Origin of the sequence: Streptomyces sp. CWNU-52B, from assembly GCF_047444975.1 — a bacterium.
Lineage (GTDB): Bacteria > Actinomycetota > Actinomycetes > Streptomycetales > Streptomycetaceae > Streptomyces.
In genome coordinates this window covers 44,855-59,927 of the sequence record NZ_JBLFJV010000050.1, presented here as the reverse complement: position 1 = coordinate 59,927, position 15,073 = coordinate 44,855, and the positions used below count along the sequence as shown (strand labels likewise).

Annotated in this window: 14 protein-coding genes; 6 read left to right on the top strand and 8 right to left on the bottom strand. The window is 73.6% G+C overall.

The annotated features are described in order from the left end of the window. Positions 1-125 precede the first annotated feature (125 nt). The 3 genes from ACLVWQ_RS33080 to ACLVWQ_RS33070 all read right to left on the bottom strand — a co-directional run bounded on the left by ACLVWQ_RS33080 (position 126) and on the right by ACLVWQ_RS33070 (position 3,159). Positions 126-1,532 carry an MFS transporter gene (locus tag ACLVWQ_RS33080; protein WP_414112927.1) on the bottom strand — a complete coding sequence of 469 codons (1,407 nt, stop codon included), beginning with the start codon at positions 1,530-1,532 and terminating at the stop codon, positions 126-128. A 68-nt stretch (positions 1,533-1,600) separates the two neighbouring features. Continuing rightward, entirely contained in the window at positions 1,601-2,368 is a 768-nt protein-coding gene (locus ACLVWQ_RS33075; protein ID WP_414112926.1) for a glycerophosphodiester phosphodiesterase, read from the bottom strand. Next, the gene (locus ACLVWQ_RS33070) at positions 2,365-3,159 is read right to left on the bottom strand and encodes a YczE/YyaS/YitT family protein (protein ID WP_414112925.1); all 795 of its coding nucleotides are present in this window, start codon (positions 3,157-3,159) and stop codon (positions 2,365-2,367) included. Before ACLVWQ_RS33070 ends, ACLVWQ_RS33075 begins: the two co-directional genes overlap by 4 nt. On the opposite strand from ACLVWQ_RS33070, the gene ACLVWQ_RS33065 reads away from it, so the two are divergent. Continuing rightward, positions 3,158-4,657 carry a PLP-dependent aminotransferase family protein gene (locus ACLVWQ_RS33065; protein WP_414112924.1) on the top strand — a complete coding sequence of 500 codons (1,500 nt, stop codon included), beginning with the start codon at positions 3,158-3,160 and terminating at the stop codon, positions 4,655-4,657. The two genes, ACLVWQ_RS33070 and ACLVWQ_RS33065, sit on opposite strands and share 2 nt — an antisense overlap. 321 nt (positions 4,658-4,978) lie before the next feature. Here the strand turns inward: ACLVWQ_RS33065 and ACLVWQ_RS33060 are convergent, their stop codons facing one another. Then, positions 4,979-6,565, bottom strand: coding sequence for a hypothetical protein (locus ACLVWQ_RS33060; RefSeq protein ID WP_414112923.1), 1,587 nt, complete (start codon positions 6,563-6,565; stop codon positions 4,979-4,981). Positions 6,566-6,602: 37 nt separating this feature from the next. Next, on the bottom strand, positions 6,603-6,797 hold the full coding sequence (locus ACLVWQ_RS33055; RefSeq protein WP_235799508.1) for a hypothetical protein: 195 nt from the start codon (positions 6,795-6,797) through the stop codon (positions 6,603-6,605). Positions 6,798-7,089: 292 nt separating this feature from the next. On the opposite strand from ACLVWQ_RS33055, the gene ACLVWQ_RS33050 reads away from it, so the two are divergent. The 5 genes from ACLVWQ_RS33050 (at position 7,090) to ACLVWQ_RS33030 (ending at position 12,753) form a co-directional block, all read left to right on the top strand. Next, positions 7,090-7,482, top strand: coding sequence for an ankyrin repeat domain-containing protein (locus tag ACLVWQ_RS33050; RefSeq protein WP_414112922.1), 393 nt, complete (start codon positions 7,090-7,092; stop codon positions 7,480-7,482). A gap of 300 nt (positions 7,483-7,782) precedes the next feature. Then, positions 7,783-9,201: a HEAT repeat domain-containing protein gene (locus tag ACLVWQ_RS33045; protein ID WP_414112921.1), complete on the top strand. Its 1,419-nt coding sequence runs from the start codon at positions 7,783-7,785 to the stop codon at positions 9,199-9,201. Positions 9,202-9,599: 398 nt separating this feature from the next. Further along, entirely contained in the window at positions 9,600-10,763 is a 1,164-nt protein-coding gene (locus ACLVWQ_RS33040; RefSeq protein WP_414112920.1) for a glycosyltransferase family 4 protein, read from the top strand. Continuing rightward, on the top strand, positions 10,760-11,902 hold the full coding sequence (locus tag ACLVWQ_RS33035; protein ID WP_414112919.1) for a glycosyltransferase: 1,143 nt from the start codon (positions 10,760-10,762) through the stop codon (positions 11,900-11,902). The genes ACLVWQ_RS33040 and ACLVWQ_RS33035 overlap by 4 nt, the downstream gene beginning before the upstream one ends. Continuing rightward, positions 11,899-12,753: an SGNH/GDSL hydrolase family protein gene (locus ACLVWQ_RS33030; protein WP_414112918.1), complete on the top strand. Its 855-nt coding sequence runs from the start codon at positions 11,899-11,901 to the stop codon at positions 12,751-12,753. Before ACLVWQ_RS33035 ends, ACLVWQ_RS33030 begins: the two co-directional genes overlap by 4 nt. 65 nt (positions 12,754-12,818) lie before the next feature. Here ACLVWQ_RS33030 and ACLVWQ_RS33025 read toward each other — a convergent pair whose 3' ends face one another. The 3 genes from ACLVWQ_RS33025 to ACLVWQ_RS33015 are packed head-to-tail and all read right to left on the bottom strand — an operon-like array spanning position 12,819 to position 15,057. Next, a complete protein-coding gene (locus tag ACLVWQ_RS33025) occupies positions 12,819-13,688 on the bottom strand; it encodes a biotin-dependent carboxyltransferase family protein (RefSeq protein WP_414112917.1) in 870 nt (289 codons plus the stop codon). Further along, entirely contained in the window at positions 13,688-14,302 is a 615-nt protein-coding gene (locus tag ACLVWQ_RS33020) for a 5-oxoprolinase subunit B family protein (protein ID WP_414112916.1), read from the bottom strand. The genes ACLVWQ_RS33025 and ACLVWQ_RS33020 overlap by 1 nt, the downstream gene beginning before the upstream one ends. Beyond that, positions 14,299-15,057, bottom strand: coding sequence for a LamB/YcsF family protein (locus ACLVWQ_RS33015; RefSeq protein WP_414112915.1), 759 nt, complete (start codon positions 15,055-15,057; stop codon positions 14,299-14,301). Before ACLVWQ_RS33015 ends, ACLVWQ_RS33020 begins: the two co-directional genes overlap by 4 nt. Positions 15,058-15,073: the final 16 nt, after the last annotated feature.

The window sequence follows — 15,073 nt, the reverse complement described above, 5'->3', positions numbered from 1 at the left end:
CCCACATGCGCCCGGTTTGTCACATCTGACAGGAGATGTCACCCGGCGTTTCGTCATCTTTGACTCGCAGTAACGGTACGCCTGGCAGGCCAAACGCGTACACTACCGCCCTTTGGCTCCGAGTGCTAAATCCTTGCGGGAACCGGGTTCCCCGCGTCCCGTACGGCCCGACGTACCGGAACCCGCGCGAGCAGGGCGAACCCCAGCACGAAGAAGACCACGAGCGAGATGATCGCGTCGCGATAGCTTCCCGTCAGCTGGTACGTCAGGCCGAAGATGAGCGGGCCCAGCCAGCTCATGCCCCGGTCGCTCATCTCGTATGCCGAGAAGTACTCGGCTTCCTTGCCGGGCGGCACCAGATGCGAGAACAGAGACCTGGACAGCGCCTGGCTGCCGCCGAGGACGAGTCCGATGCCGGCCGCGAGGACGAAGAACCAGGCGGGGGATCCCGCCGGCAGGAAGTAACCGGCGCCCAGCATGACGGTCCAGGCGACCAGAGAACCGAGGATGGTCCGCTTGGCGCCGTACGTCCGGGCCAGCCGGCCCATGCCGAGGGCGCCGGCCACCGCGAGCACCTGGACCATCAGCACGGCGACGATCAGCGTCGACTGGTCGAGGCCCAGCTCCTCGGAGCCGTACACGGAGGCCTGCGAGACGACCGTCTGGATGCCGTCGTTGTAGACGAGGTACGCGAGGAGGAAGGCGAGCGTCAGCGGTTGGCGGCGCATGTCGCGCACGGTCGCCGCCAACTGCCGCCAGCCGCGCGTGGACTTGCCCGTAGTGCCCGTAGCGCCCGTCGTACCCGTGACGCTCGGCGAGTCCGGCGAGATCGAGGAGGGAGGCGTCCTGCGGCGGTCGCGCAGCCGCTTGAGCGGTATGAGGGTGAAGGCGCCCCACCACAGGCCCGCCGAGGCCAGGCAGATGCGGACCGCCATCGACTCCGAGAGGCCGAAGCTGTCGTGGGCGGTGTAGAGCACCAGGTTGCCCACCAGGGCCAGCGCGCCCGCCGCGTAGCCGAAGGCCCACCCCTTCGACGAGACCGCGTCGCGCTCCTCGGGCGGCGCGATCTGCGGCAGATAGGAGTTGTAGAGCATCATCGAGACGGCCAGCGAGGCATTGGCCACGACGAGCAGGAGGCCGCCCAGCAGATAGCGGTCGCCGTCCAGGAAGAACATGCCGGTGGTGGCCGCCGCACCCAGATAGGCGGCGAACGCCAGGAGCGGCTTCTTGCGGCCCGTACGGTCGGCCGCCGCGCCCGCCATGGGCATCACGACGATCGACAGGACCACGGACGCGGACACGCAGTAGGCGAAGAACGAGCCGGCGCGCAGGGGAATCCCCAGCGGGTGCACGAATCCGTCCACGTCCGCCGCCGCCTTGGCGACCGACGTCAGATAGGGGCCGAGGAACACGGTGAGCACGCTGGTCGCGTACACGGAGCAGGCCCAGTCGTAGAAGTACCAGCCGTGCTGTTCGCGCCGCCGCTCGGCGGCACCGTCGGCCACCTGTTCCCGCACGGTGTCGGTGCCCACCCGTGCCCTCGCTTCCCCGTCGTGTCCTCGTCGCGTTCCCGGATCCGGACACCGCGTGGCGCCAGGCCTCAGACCCAGGTGCCCCGGTCCTGAAGGACCCTGCGCAGCGTCTCGATGTGATCGGTTATGATGCCATCGACTCCCAGGTCCAGAAGCCGGTGCATCCGCTCGGGCTCGTTGACCGTCCACACGTGGACGTGCAGCCCGCGCGCGTGGGCGGCGCGCACGAAGCGGCGGTCGACGACCGGGACGCCCGACTGGGTCTCGGGGACCTGGGCGCAGACCGCCGAGCCCCGCAGCGCGGCCGGTACCCCCCACGACCGCAGGCGCAGCCCGAGGACGCCCCGGGTGCCGTACGAGGTGGCCAGGCGCGGGCCTGCCAGGTGCTGGGCGCGGGCGACCCGCGCCTCGGAGAAGGAGCCGACACAGACGCGGTCCCAGGAGCCGGTGCGGTCGATCAGGTCGAGGAGCGGCCGCAGCGCGGGCTCCGCCTTGACGTCCACGTTCCAGCGGACGTGCGGGAAGGTCTGCAGCAACTCCTCGAACAGGGGGACGGGTTCGGCGCCCGCCACGCGCGCGTGCCGTACGTCGTCCCAGGGGAGGTCCGCTATCCGGCCCGCACCGTCGGTCACCCGGTCCAGCGTCGCGTCGTGGAACGCGACGAGTCTCCCGTCCGCCGTGGCGTGCACATCGGTCTCGATGTACCGGTAGCCGGCCCCGACCGCGCGGCGGAACTGGACCACGGTGTTCTCCAGGCCGTCGGCGGCCCCGCCCCGGTGGGCGAAGGCGATGGGGCCGGGATGGTCGAGGTAGGGGTGGCGTATGTGCGAGATCACCCGCGCAGTATCGCCCGTTCCGATGGCCCGGTGGCAACGACCGTGCTGCCGCCCGGTGATGCGGAAGGTACGGCGAACACCCGCAGGAAGAGCTGGGCTAGCGGTCCGATGGCCAGCGCGTACAGGACCGTGCCCACGCCGACCGTGCCGCCGAGGGCGAAGCCCGTCGCGACCACCGCCGCCTCCAGGACCGTGCGCACCAGGCGGATCGAGCGGCCGGTGCGCCGGTGGAACCCCGTCATCAGGCCGTCGCGCGGGCCCGGCCCGAAGCGGGCCGCTATGTAGAGGCCCGTCGCCACGCCGTTGAGCCCGATGCCCGCCACCATGAGCGGTATCCGAACCGCGAGGGCGTGCGCGTCCGGGACGAGGGCGAGCGTGCCGTCCATCGCGAGGCCGACCACGAAGACGTTGGAGAGCGTGCCGAGGCCCGGACGCTGGCGCAGCGGGATCCACAGGAGGAGGACGGCGGCTCCCACGAAGATCGACACGACGCCGATCGTCAGCCCGGTCAGCTCGGCGAGTCCCTGATGCAGTACGCCCCAGGGCTCCAGGCCCAGGCCCGCCCGGACGAGCAGGGCCGAACTCACTCCGTACAGGGCCAGACCCGCGTACAGCTGAAGGAGTCGGCGGGTGAGGTGCCCCGGCGGTGGAGTGGACAAGGTGTGCCCCTTGGTGGTGGTAGGAGGTGGTGGATGGCCATGGATGGTGGTGGTGGACTGACTCGTGGCACTCTGTGGCGTGAGGAGAAACTTCTTCCATGGCCAATTCGAGGAAGGTGGACTGGAAAACATGGCGCAGTGGACTTCCGCGGTAGGGGCCGCGCAGCTCGCCCGGCTGCTCAACTCCCAGCAGGAGCGCCCGGCGGGCCCCGGCACGCGCCGTCCGCCCGCCTACCGTGCCCTCGCCGACGGCATCCGGCTGCTCGTCCTCGAAGGCCGGGTCCCCGTGGCCGCGCGGCTGCCGGCCGAGCGTGAGCTGGCGCTCTCCCTGTCCGTCAGCCGCACCACCGTGGCGGCCGCCTACGAGGCGATGCGGGCCGAGGGCTTCCTGGAGTCCCGCCGAGGGGCGGGCAGCTGGACCGCCGTACCGGCGGGCAACCCGCTGCCCGCGCGCGGCCTCGAACCGCTGCCGCCCGAGGCGCTCGGTTCCATGATCGACCTGGGCTGCGCTGCGCTGCCCGCACCCGAACCCTGGCTCACCCGCGCCGTCCAGGGCGCGCTGGAGGAGCTGCCGCCCTACGCCCACACGCACGGCGACTATCCGGCCGGGCTGCCCGCCCTGCGCCGCACGCTCGCCGAGCGGTACACCGCGCGTGGCATTCCCACCATGCCCGAGCAGATCATGGTGACCACCGGGGCCATGGGCGCCATCGACGCCATCTGCCACCTCTTCGCCGGGCGCGGGGAACGCATCGCGGTCGAGTCGCCCTCGTACGCCAACATCCTTCAGCTGATGCGCGAGGCCGGGGCGCGGCTGGTGCCCGTGGCCATGGCCGAGGGGCTGGCCGGCTGGGACACGGACCGGTGGCGGCAGGTGCTGCGCGACGCCGCGCCGCGCCTCGCCTATGTCGTCGCGGACTTCCACAACCCGACCGGTGCGCTCGCCGACGAGGACCAGCGCCGCCAGCTCGTCGACGCCGCGCGGTCGGCCGGGACGGTGCTGGTCGTGGACGAGACCATGAGCGAGCTGCATCTGGACGAGGGGCTCGAACTGCCGCGTCCCGTCTGCGGTTTCGACCCGGCGGGGTCCACGGTCGTCACCGTCGGGTCGGCCAGCAAGGCCTTCTGGGCGGGCATGCGGATCGGCTGGGTCCGCGCCGCGCCCGAGGTGATCCGCAGCCTGGTCTCGGCCCGCGCCTACGCCGACCTCGGCACCCCCGTCCTGGAGCAGCTCGCCGTGAACTGGCTGCTGAGCACGGGGGGCTGGGAGCGGGCGGTGGAGGTGCGGCGCGACCAGGCCCGCGAGAACCGGGACGCGCTGGTGTCGGCGCTGCGTCGTGAGCTGCCCGAGTGGGAGTTCGACGTGCCGGGCGGCGGGCTCACGCTGTGGGTGCGCACGGGGGGTCTGTCCGGCTCGCGGCTGGCGGAGGTCGGTGAGCGGGTGGGGGTACGCGTGCCGTCCGGGCCCCGTTTCGGTGTGGACGGGGCGTTCGAGGGCTATGTGCGACTGCCGTTCACCGTCAGCGGGGCGGTGGCCGACGAGGCGGCTGCGCGGTTGGCGGCGGCGGCGCGGCTGGTGGAGACGGGGGCGGTCGGGGGGCCGGAGGCGCCCCGCACGTTCGTGGCGTGACACCACCGCGGCGGTGCCCTCCGGTGCGGGTGGGTGGGGGCTGGTCGCGCAGTTCCCCGCGCCCCTATGAGCGGTTGCGGCTTTGGGGTCCCGAAGGTGTGCGGTCGGTCGTGGCGGACGGTGGGGAACGGTCGGTGGTGTGGGTGCGGGTGGGTGGGGGCTGGTCGCGCAGTTCCCCGCGCCCCTGAAAGCGCTGGCGGTTTCCGGGGCCCGAAGGGGCGCGGGGAACTGCGCGCTCAGCCACGATGGACGGTCGGACGAGGGCTGCCCAGGAGCGCCGCTCTTCAGGGGCGTGGCCGGGGCTGCGGCGTCAGGTCGGGGTCAGCTCTCTGCGATCGCGGCCACCGGGGTCGGTGTCGGTGTCGTGATGTGTACGGGGTCGGTCGGGGGCTCCGTCGTGGGGGGTGTGTCCGGTAGGAGGGCGAGGACCGCCTGGCGGTGGGTCTCGCTGGTGGCCTCGTCGTACGGGTCCGGGGTCGCCGGCACCTGGAGGCGATGGACCGGGCCCGTGCCGAGGCGCGCGTACCCGCGGCCGGCCGGTGCGTCGGGCGTGGGCGTCGTGTGCGGCGGAGCCCCGAGCACCGCTTCGAGCCGGCCCGCCGACGCCGGACCGAGGACGACCCGCGCGCGCGTGTGCGCCAGTACCGCCTCGCCGAGCGACTCCAGGGCGTCGAACTGCTCGGCCACCACGACCGTCACCCCGGCCGCGCGGCCGTGCCGCAACGGCACCTGGAGGAGAGCCCCCAGGTCCCTGCCGTCGTCGGCCGCCGCGAGATGGCCGAGCACGGTCGGGCGGTCAAGGAGGAGCCACAGTGGACGCTGTGTGTCCTGCGGCGGCGCGAGCCCCGCCTGCCGGGCGTCGTTCGCGGCGGCGAGGCGGCGCTCCGTCTCGTGCGCCGCCCATTCGAGACTGGCCGACGCGCGCGACGGACCGCATTCGATGCCCAGGACACCGGCGCGCCCCGCCAGGCACGCGAACTCGCCCGTGCCGCCGCCCTCGATGATCACCACGTCGCCGTGCTGGAGGGCCTGGAGCGCGATCGAGCGCAGCAGGGTGGTCGTACCGCTGCCGGGCCCGCCGACCGCGAGCAGATGCGGCTCGGTCGAGCGCGCGCCGGTGCGCCAGATCACCGGCGGCACGTCCCGCCGGTCCTCCCCGGACGAGACGGGGAGCGTGCGCGGGACACCGTCCGGGTCGGTGAAGCCGAGGACGGTCTCGCCCGGCGCCGTCACGAACCGCTGGGCGGCCACATCGGTGGGCAGCGGCGCCAGGACGGCGACCGTGAGCTGGTTGCCCTCCTCGTCCCACGCGAAGCGGTACTCCCGGCCGCGGCCCGACTTGGCGTGCAGCAACTGCTCGATCCGGGCCCGGGAGTCCGCCTCCCCGTCCGTGAAGTAGGCGGGGTAGCGAAGGGACAGGTGGCAGACCCGGCCGGTCTCGTCGAACGCGTACGAGTCGAAGGCGTCCTCCCAGTCGCCGCCGTGGGCGTAGAGGGGTGCCGGGTCCTCAGGGACGGAGAAGTACGGCACGAGCGCCTCGTAGAGGGACGCCAGACGCTTGCTCTGCGCCTCGTCGGCCCCGGTCGGCGCGGGCGGGGTGCGGTCCCGGCCCTGCCACGCGGCCGCCGCCATCAGGGTGATGACGGCCAGCAGCGGCCCGTACGGGACGAGGGCCACGGTCAGGAGGACCGAGGCCACCAGGAACAGCAGAGGACCGCGTCGGTCCTTGGGGGTGTCCGCCCATTTGCGCCGGCCGGCCGCTGCCAGCCGACGCAGTCCACGGCTGATGGTGATCAGTGGGTGGAGGACGTCGGTGGCGCTGTCAGCTGCCGTCCGGGCCAGGTCCCGGCTGCGGGCGATCTGCGCGCTGCCGGTACTCAGAATGCGGGGGAGGGGGCGCCGGGCCACTGCTGTCTCCTGACGGTGCGTGCGAACGGGTCGGTCGTCAGAACTTGATCCCGCCGAGCAGCCCGGCCAGGCTCGCGCCGCCGGCCGTGATGCTCGGCGCGATGGCCGTACCCGCGAGGTAGAACCCGAAGAGGGCGCAGACCATCGCGTGCGAGGCCTTGAGGCCGTCCTTGCGGAAGAAGAGGAAGACGATGATGCCGAGCAGGACCACACCTGAGATGGACAGGATCATGAGAGTTCTCCTGGTCGATGGGGACAGTCACCATGAGTACTTCCAGGCTCACAGCATGTATCCATACGATAAAAGGTGCAACTGGGTGAATTCCTGCTTATTTCACCCCGTTGGCTCCGCCCAGTGAGGCCTCCGGGTCGCCCTCCCGGCATTTTGTCGGTTTCGTGGTGATCTTTGCCTGCGGTGGCCCGGGTCATGTGCCCGCGAAGCCAGTACGCTGGCGAATCACTCGTACGGCCGCACCGCGACGGCCGCACGTCCTCCGTTCCCGCAGTGAGAGGCGGTCCCGTCGATGAGTGAAGCGCCCGACCCCGAGGTCGTGGAGCTGGCGACCAAGATCTTCGATCTGGCCCGGCAGGGGCGGACCGAGGCACTCGTGGCGTACGTCGACGCGGGTGTTCCGGCCAACCTCACCAACGACCGCGGCGACTCGCTCGTGATGCTGGCGGCCTACCACGGCCACGCCGACGCCGTGAGCGCCCTCCTGGCGCGCGGGGCGGAGGCGGACCGCATCAACGACAGAGGCCAGACCCCGCTCGCCGGGGCCGTCTTCAAGGGCGAGGACGCCGTCATCCGGGTCCTTCTGGACGCCGGCGCGGACCCCTCGGCGGGGACGCCCTCCGCCGTCGACACGGCCCGGATGTTCGCCAAGGCCGAACTGCTCGAGCTGTTCGGAGCACACTGAACCATCCGCCTTGACCAGGCGAAACAGCTTTTTTGGGGGAGGCGGAACGGGGCCGCCGGAAATGCGGTCGCGGCAGCGAGAACCGCTGGGTCATCATGACGTCGTGATTTACGGACGCGATGGCTGGGCAGGTGTTGCCGCACCGCGCGGACCGTGATGCGGCCCGCACGGGCCACCGACGAGAGGCAGAGGAAAATGGTCTACAGCAAGCAGGAAACGGCGGGCGCCCCGACGTGTTGTCACGCGGCCAGGTAAAGCAGGACCCCGGTTGCGTCGACGCTTGATGTGAGGCTGTTTCCCATGTTCGATCCGGTCATAGCGCCCAGCGGCACGCTGCTCGGCCTGCTCCAGAGGGGCCGCGGCGACGGCACGCTGCACGCGCTCACCGCACCGCGGGCCGAGGCGCTCGCGGCGCTCAACCACTGCGTGCTGAGCGACCCCCGCCACGACTGGCAGGTGGAGAACCGCTCTCTCTACTACGCGCGCCTCCACCTCGACCTGGGCGGAAGCCTCGACGAGATCGAGGCGCACCTCTTCGACACGGCGGACGTGCTCGACACGGACGAGTCACGCACGGGCCTCGCGCTCGCCGTCCTCGGCCATCTCGCCTCCTACGGCAGGCGGGACGCCCTGGAACTGCTGCGGCGGTACGCCGCCTGTGGCGCGAACTGGGCCTGGGCCCTCGACGAACTCGCGCTGCGCGACGACGACGCCGGTCTGCGCGCCCTGGCGGTCCCCGTTCTCGCCCGGTTCCCCACCGGTCCCGAGGGCGAGGCCGAGCTCGCGGCGGTCGTTCGGGACTCCTTCGAACCGCGGCCCTGGCGGCTGTGGGCCGACGATCCCCGCGAAGCGGTCGCCACGCGCGTGCGCGGCGCGCGGGAAGCCGGTTCCTTCGACCGGTGGCAGCAACAGATGCGACCCACCGGGCCACGCCCCGGGTGGAGTGTGCGGGCCGTCTTCGAGTGGGCTCAGCAGGGCATCGACCGCGGCGCCGCACTCCATGTGCCCGCCGCGCGCTGCCTCACGGCGGTCGCGGGACCCGAGGACCGCGCCGAGATCGTCGAGGCCGCGCGCAGCGGCGACGACGGCGCACGGTGCACGGCCCTGCGGTATCTCGCCGACAGCCACGATCCCGACGCGCTGGACCTGGTCGAGGCCGCCCAGGTCTCCGGCTCCCGGCTCGTCGTGGACGCCGCCGTGGACGCCTTCGAACGGATGCGGAGCGCCTCCGCGGTGGAACGGGCCCGCGGCTGGGTCCACCGGCCCGACGCCCTGGGAGACGCCGCGGGACGCGTCCTCGCCTGCCGGGGCGGCGCCCAGGACCGCGAACTCGTCCTGGAGGCCCTGCGTGAGGCCGTACGGGGCGAGGGGCCCGACGCGCAGACCCTGTGGACCCTCGTCGACGGCGCCGGACGGCTCGGCATCGCGGGCGCCGCCCCCGTCCTGCGGCACGTCTACCGCGAGACCGCCTCGTCCCATCTGCGCGGGCGGGCGGCACGCGCGCTGGCCGCCACCGATCCCTCCTTCGCCGCCGGGTTCGCCGTCGAGTGCCTCTGGGACTGCGAGGAGACCACCCGCGAAGTGGCCGCGCGGCATGCCGAGACCGGTGACGCCCGCGTGGTCGACCAGCTCCGCCGGCTCGCCGCCGATCCGGCCGAGGAGGCCGACGTGCAGACCGCGGTCCGCAGCCGCATCGGACCGGACGCGTCCGCCGTATGAGACCGCGAGGCGACCGACGGGCGTCGTAACCGACGAGCGGTTGCGACCGGCGAATGTCGCGACGGGTGAGCGTTGAGTCGGCGAGTGTCGCGACCGATGGGCGCAGGTGCCGACGGGAGAAGCGGTCGCGGGCGGCAGCGGAGGCGTGAGTGGCAGGGGAGGCGTGAGCGGGGCGAGCGCCGTGCGGGACCGGCGTGCGGAGGCCGGTGCGGGACCGGAGCGCGCGACGGCGTGCGGGCGTCGCGTCGTCGGCCCGTATCCCGCAGGTACGGGCCCGGACGCCGGAGCGTGACCGGTTCGTGATGCGGGGGCGTGCGGAGCACAACGCTCATGGGACGTTCCTCGTCCGGAAAGATCCACGTTGACGCGTCCACGTCCAGCACGACGACAACACCCGTATGCGTGTCGTCATCGTGACCGAATCCTTTCCCCCCGATGTGAACGGCGTGGCCCACTGCGCGCTCCAGACCGCCCGGCACCTCGTCGAGCGTGGTCACACCCCCGTTGTCGTCGCTCCGGCAACCTCCCCCAAGCTCTCGACTCCCGCAGAGCAGTCGGGCGCCTCCTTCGGGAACGGCGCCGACGCAGGCGCACCGTGCCCCGTCGTCCGCATCCCCTCCCTCCCGCTCCCCGGCTACCCCCAGGTCCGCGTTGCCCTCCCCAGCCGCCGCGTCGCCGCCGCGATCACCGCACACCGCGCGGACATCGTCCACCTGGCCAGCCCCTTCGTCCTCGGCGTCCGCGGCATGGCCGCCGCGGGCCGCCTCGGCATCCCCGCCGTGGCCGTATACCAGACCGACCTCGCCGGCTACGCCCGTACGTACATGGGCACGGGCGAGGCCACCGCCTGGCGCCGTATCCGCTCCGTCCACGCCGCCGCCGACCGCACGCTCGCCCCGTCCAGCGCCGCCCGGCACGACCTGGAGGCGCACGGCGTGCCCCGGGTGCGGCTGTGGCCGCGCGGCGTCGACACCGAACGCTTCCGGCCGCAGCTCCGGGACGACACCCTCCGCCGTGAACTCGCCCCGAACGGCGAACTGATCGTCGGCTACGTGGGCCGGCTCGCCCCCGAGAAGCAGATCGAACTCCTCGCCGGAGCCTGCGGTCTGGAGGGCGTACGCGTGGTCGTCGTCGGGGACGGCCCGAGCCGGCCGAGTCTGGGCCAGGCGCTGCCGGGAGCCGTCTTCCTGGGACGCCGCACCGGCGACGAACTCGCCCGGATCTTCGCCTCGCTGGACGTCTTCGTGCACACCGGACCGTTCGAGACCTTCTGCCAGACCGTCCAGGAGGCGATGGCCAGTGGCGTCCCGGTCGTCGCCCCCGCCGCGGGCGGTCCGCTGGACCTGGTGGCGCACGGGCGCACCGGACTGCTCGTCCCGCCGCGCGACGAGGCCGCCGTGCGCGACGCCGTGTGGTCGCTCGCCGGGGACCCCGCGCTGCGGGCCGCGTACGGAGCCGAGGCGCGGCGTACCGTCGAGGGCCGCACCTGGGCCGCCGTCGGGGACCAGCTCATCGGGCACTACACGGACGTCCTCGCCGGCCGCGCGGTGGTGGCGGCATGAGCGAGTCCCTGCGGATCGTCCGCCTCGCCAACTTCGTCGCCCCCACCTCGGGCGGCCTGCGCACCGCGCTGCGTGAACTGGGCGCGGGCTACCGGGCGGCCGGGCACCGGCCCGTACTGGTCGTGCCCGGCGAGCGCACCTCGGACCGCGAGACCGAGCAGGGGCGCGTCATCACTCTGCCGGGCCCGCTGCTGCCCGGCACCGGCGGCTACCGCGTCCTCACCGACAAACGGCGTGTGGCGGCGCTCCTGGAGTCGCTCGCCCCCGACCGGCTGGAGGTCTGCGACCGTACGACGCTGCGCTGGACCGGTGTCTGGGCGCGGCGCGCCCGGGTGCCCGCCGTGATGGTCTCCCACGAGACCGCCGACGGCGTGCTGCGCACCTGGGGCATGTCACCGGGCCTGGCCCGGCGGACCTCCGACGCCCTCAACCTCCGTACCGCGCACCACTACGCGCGGGTCGTGTGCACCACGGAGTTCGCGGAGCGCGAGTTCGTCCGCATCGGCGCCCGCAATGTCGTACGCGCCCCTCTGGGCGTCGACCTGGAGGGCAGGCATCCCGCGCTGCGGGACCCGGAGTTGCGGGCCCGGTACGCGCGCGCGGACGAGACGCTGCTGGTGATGTGCTCCAGGCTGTCCGTCGAGAAGCGGCCCGGGACGGCCCTGGACGCGCTGGAGGCGCTGCTGCGGAGCGGACGGCGCGCGGTGCTCGTCGTGGCCGGCGACGGACCGCTGCGGGCCCGGCTCGAACAGCGGGCGCGCGAACGGAGGCTGCCGGTCACCTTCCTCGGGCACGTCGGTGACCGTGTGCTCCTCGGCGGTCTGCAGGCCAGTGCCGACGTGTGCCTGGCGCCGGGGCCCGCCGAGACGTTCGGGCTCGCCGCCCTTGAGGCCATGGCCTGCGGTACGCCCGTCGTCGCCAGCGCCTCCTCCGCGCTCCCGGAGGTCATCGGCTCGGCCGGGGCCACCGCGGCGGACACCGGGACGGCCTTCGGCGCGGCGATCAGGATGCTCATGGACCAGCCGGAGGCCCAGCGGCGCGAGGCGGCACGCGCGCGTGCCGAGTGTTTCGCGTGGCCGGCCGCGGTCGCGGCGTTCCTCAGCGCGCACGACGCCGCGGTGCGCGTGGGTGCGCCGTGAGAGCCCGCCGGTTCGTGGCGCTGGGCGACTCCCTGACGGAAGGGGTGGGCGACCCCGTCGGCGAGGGGTGGCGCGGCTGGGCCGCGCTGCTCGCCGACGGACTGGCGCCGCCGGACGCGCCGGTGGAGTTCGCCAACTTCGCGGTCAGCGGCGCCCAGACGCGGGACGTCCTGGAACGCCAGACGCCGGCCGCGCTGGCCGGACGGCCGGACCTCGCGTCGGTCGTCATCGGTGTGAACGACACCCTGCGGTGCACGTTCGACATCCACGCCGTGGCCGGGCGGCTCGACGAGGTGTACGCGGCGTTCACCGGGCAGGGTGCCGTCCTGCTCACCGCGTGTCTGCCCGATCCCGGGGCGATGCTGGGGCTGCCGGGGGCGCTGGCCCGGCCGCTCGCGCGGCGTCAGCGGGCCGTGAACGCGGTCGTGCACGCGCTGTCCGAGCGGTACGGGGCGGTGCATCTGCACGCGGCGGAGGGGGACTGGGTCGACGACCGGGCCATGTGGAGTGCGGACCGGTTGCATCCGGGGGAGCGGGGGCATCGGCAGCTCGCGCGGCACTTCCACGCGCTGTTGGCGGGGGCGGGGCTCGCCACGGGGCCCGTGCCGGGGGCCGAGCCGGAGTTTCCCGGGCCCACTCGGTCGGCGAGCCTGTGGTGGCTGGCCACCGCCGGGACCGGGTGGGTGGCCCGGCGGTGTACGGATCTGCTGCCTCAGCTTCTGACGCTGGCCGCGTCCGAGGTGCGGCACCGGGTGCGGGGGACGAGTGCGCGGCTCGATCTTGGGGCGTCCCGGGCGGTGGCTGCGGCGTTGGCCGGGCTGGCGGGTGGCGGGGAGGGGGTGGGTGGTTGAGGTCGACTGTTCGTGCGGGTGCGTCGTGGCTGGTCGCGCAGTTCCCCGCGCCCCTTGAAAGATTCCTAGCGGGGGTGTGTCGGGGTGAATTTCACTGGGGTGCCCGGGGTGGCCTGGGCTGTGGTGGGGAGGTCCGTGGGGTGGACCACCGCGATCACCGGGTAGCCGCCCGTGGTGGGGTGGTCGGCCAGGAAGATCACGGGGCTGCCGTCCGGGGGTACCTGGACCGCGCCCAGGACCATGCCCTCGCTGGGCAGTTCGCCTCCGATCGCCCGCTCCAGGGCGGGCCCCTCCGTGCGCAGGCCGATGCGGTTGCTCGCCGAGGACACGCGGTAGGCGTGCGTGGTGAAGGTGCGCAGGGCCGCAGCCGTGAACCAGTCGTCGCGCGGGCCGAGCATCACCCGCAGGACGAGTTCCGTCGGAGGGGACGGCTGGGGGACCACGTCCACGCGCGCGTGGGGGGTGCCCGGCTTCCCCAGCGGCAGCACCGTCCCGTCGGTGAGGGGCGGCGGGCCCAGGCCCGACAGCAGGTCCGTCGACCGGCTGCCCAGCACCGGCTCGACGGTCACGCCGCCAGACACGGCCACGTAGGCGCGTACGCCGCGCAGCGCCGTGCCCACGGACAGCAGTGCCCCGGCGGGCACGTGCACCGGGGCACCCCAGGCGACCGGGCGGCCGTCCACGCGGACGGGGCTCGGGGCGCCTCCCACGGCCACCGTGACCGCCGAACGCGGCCGCAGGTCGCATCCGTCGAGCGTCGTCTCCAGGAGGGCCGCCTCGGGCGGATTGCCGACGAGCCGGTTCATCAGGGCGGCGGCGGGCGCGTCCAGCGCGCCGGAGCGCGGTACGCCGAGATGCGCGTGGCCGGGACGGCCCCGGTCCTGCACGGTGGTCAGCGCCCCGGCCCGTACGACGGCGAGTGCGCGGTCCGTCATCAGGAGTCCACCGGCACGAAGCGGACCGGTGTGCCCGGTGACAGGAGCGCGGCCGGCACGCGCGTGTGGTCCCACAGGACGGCGTCCGTCGTGCCGATCAGCCGCCAGCCGCCCGGCGAGGCGCGCGGGTACACCCCCGTGTACGGACCCGCCAGACCCACGGAGCCCGCCGGGACGGTCGTACGAGGGGTCGCGTGCCGGGGCACGCTGTAGCGGGCCGGGAGCCCGGTGAGATAGCCGAAGCCGGGCGCGAACCCGCAGAAGGCGACCCGGAACCCGGCCGCCGCGTGGATCCGGGCCACCTCCGCGGGGGACACGCCCCAGCGCTCGGCGACGTCCGCCAGATCGGGGCCGTCGTAGCGCACGGGGATCTCCACGGCCGCCTTCGCGGGCGGCGGGACGGGCGGAAGGCGGGTGCCGGACAGCTGCGCGGCCAGCCGGGCCGGCTCGTCGAGCCCGTCGAGCAGGACCGAGCGGGCGGCGGGGACGATCTCGCGCACAAAGAGGGAGCCCTCCGCACGGCGGCGGAGCAGCTCGGCGTGCAGGGCCTGTGCCTCCTCGTCCGTGGACACTTCGACGAGCAGGGCACGGCCGCCGACGGGCAGCGCCCTCATACGAACGCCTCCACGCGCACGCCGGCCTCCTCAAGACCCGCTCGGACCCGGCGGGCCAGGTCCACCGCACCGGGCGTGTCGCCGTGCAGGCACAGGGACCGGGCCCGTACCTCGATGTCACGCCCCGAGTGGGACCTGACGACACCAGAACGGGCGAGCCCGACCGAGCGTTCCACGACGGCGTCGGAATCGGTGATCACCGCGCCGTCCCGGCCGCGCGGCACGAGCGTGCCCGACTCGGTGTACGCGCGGTCCGCGAACGCCTCCGTGACGACCGGGAGCCCCGCTTGAGCGGCCATGTCGAGGAACCGTGAGCCGGGCAGGCCGAGCACCGGCAGCGTGGAGTCGGCCAGGAGCACCCCCGCCACCACCGCCCGCGCCTGCTCCGCGTCGTGCACGACGCGGTTGTAGAGCGCGCCGTGCGGTTTGACGTAGGCCACGCGCGCGCCCGCCGCGCGCGCGAAGATCTCCAGAGCGCCGATCTGGTACGCCACCTCGGCCGCCAGTTCGTCGGGCGGCACGTCCATCGCGCGTCGCCCGAAGCCCGCCAGGTCCCGGTAGGAGACCTGGGCGCCGATCCGTACACCGCGCTCGGCGGCGAGCGCGCACACCCGCCGCATGGTGGCGGGGTCCCCGGCGTGGAAGCCGCAGGCCACGTTGGCGCTGGTGACGACGGACAGCAGCTGTTCGTCGTCGGTCAGGTGCCAGCGGCCGAAGCCCTCGCCGAGATCGGCGTTGAGATCGATCGAGGTCATGACATGTCCGTTCTCC

What these genes read in the sequence shown, in the direction of transcription:
- ACLVWQ_RS33070 (WP_414112925.1), bottom strand. Translation starts at nt 3,159, where the DNA reads ATGTTTTCCAGTCCACCTTCCTCGAATTGGCCATGGAAGAAGTTTCTC.
- ACLVWQ_RS33035 (WP_414112919.1), top strand. Translation starts at nt 10,760, where the DNA reads ATGAGCGAGTCCCTGCGGATCGTCCGCCTCGCCAACTTCGTCGCCCCC.
- ACLVWQ_RS33040 (WP_414112920.1), top strand. Translation starts at nt 9,600, where the DNA reads ATGCGTGTCGTCATCGTGACCGAATCCTTTCCCCCCGATGTGAACGGC.
- ACLVWQ_RS33055 (WP_235799508.1), bottom strand. Translation starts at nt 6,797, where the DNA reads ATGATCCTGTCCATCTCAGGTGTGGTCCTGCTCGGCATCATCGTCTTC.
- ACLVWQ_RS33050 (WP_414112922.1), top strand. Translation starts at nt 7,090, where the DNA reads ATGAGTGAAGCGCCCGACCCCGAGGTCGTGGAGCTGGCGACCAAGATC.
- ACLVWQ_RS33015 (WP_414112915.1), bottom strand. Translation starts at nt 15,057, where the DNA reads ATGACCTCGATCGATCTCAACGCCGATCTCGGCGAGGGCTTCGGCCGC.
- ACLVWQ_RS33025 (WP_414112917.1), bottom strand. Translation starts at nt 13,688, where the DNA reads ATGACGGACCGCGCACTCGCCGTCGTACGGGCCGGGGCGCTGACCACC.
- ACLVWQ_RS33065 (WP_414112924.1), top strand. Translation starts at nt 3,158, where the DNA reads ATGGCGCAGTGGACTTCCGCGGTAGGGGCCGCGCAGCTCGCCCGGCTG.
- ACLVWQ_RS33020 (WP_414112916.1), bottom strand. Translation starts at nt 14,302, where the DNA reads ATGAGGGCGCTGCCCGTCGGCGGCCGTGCCCTGCTCGTCGAAGTGTCC.
- ACLVWQ_RS33045 (WP_414112921.1), top strand. Translation starts at nt 7,783, where the DNA reads ATGTTCGATCCGGTCATAGCGCCCAGCGGCACGCTGCTCGGCCTGCTC.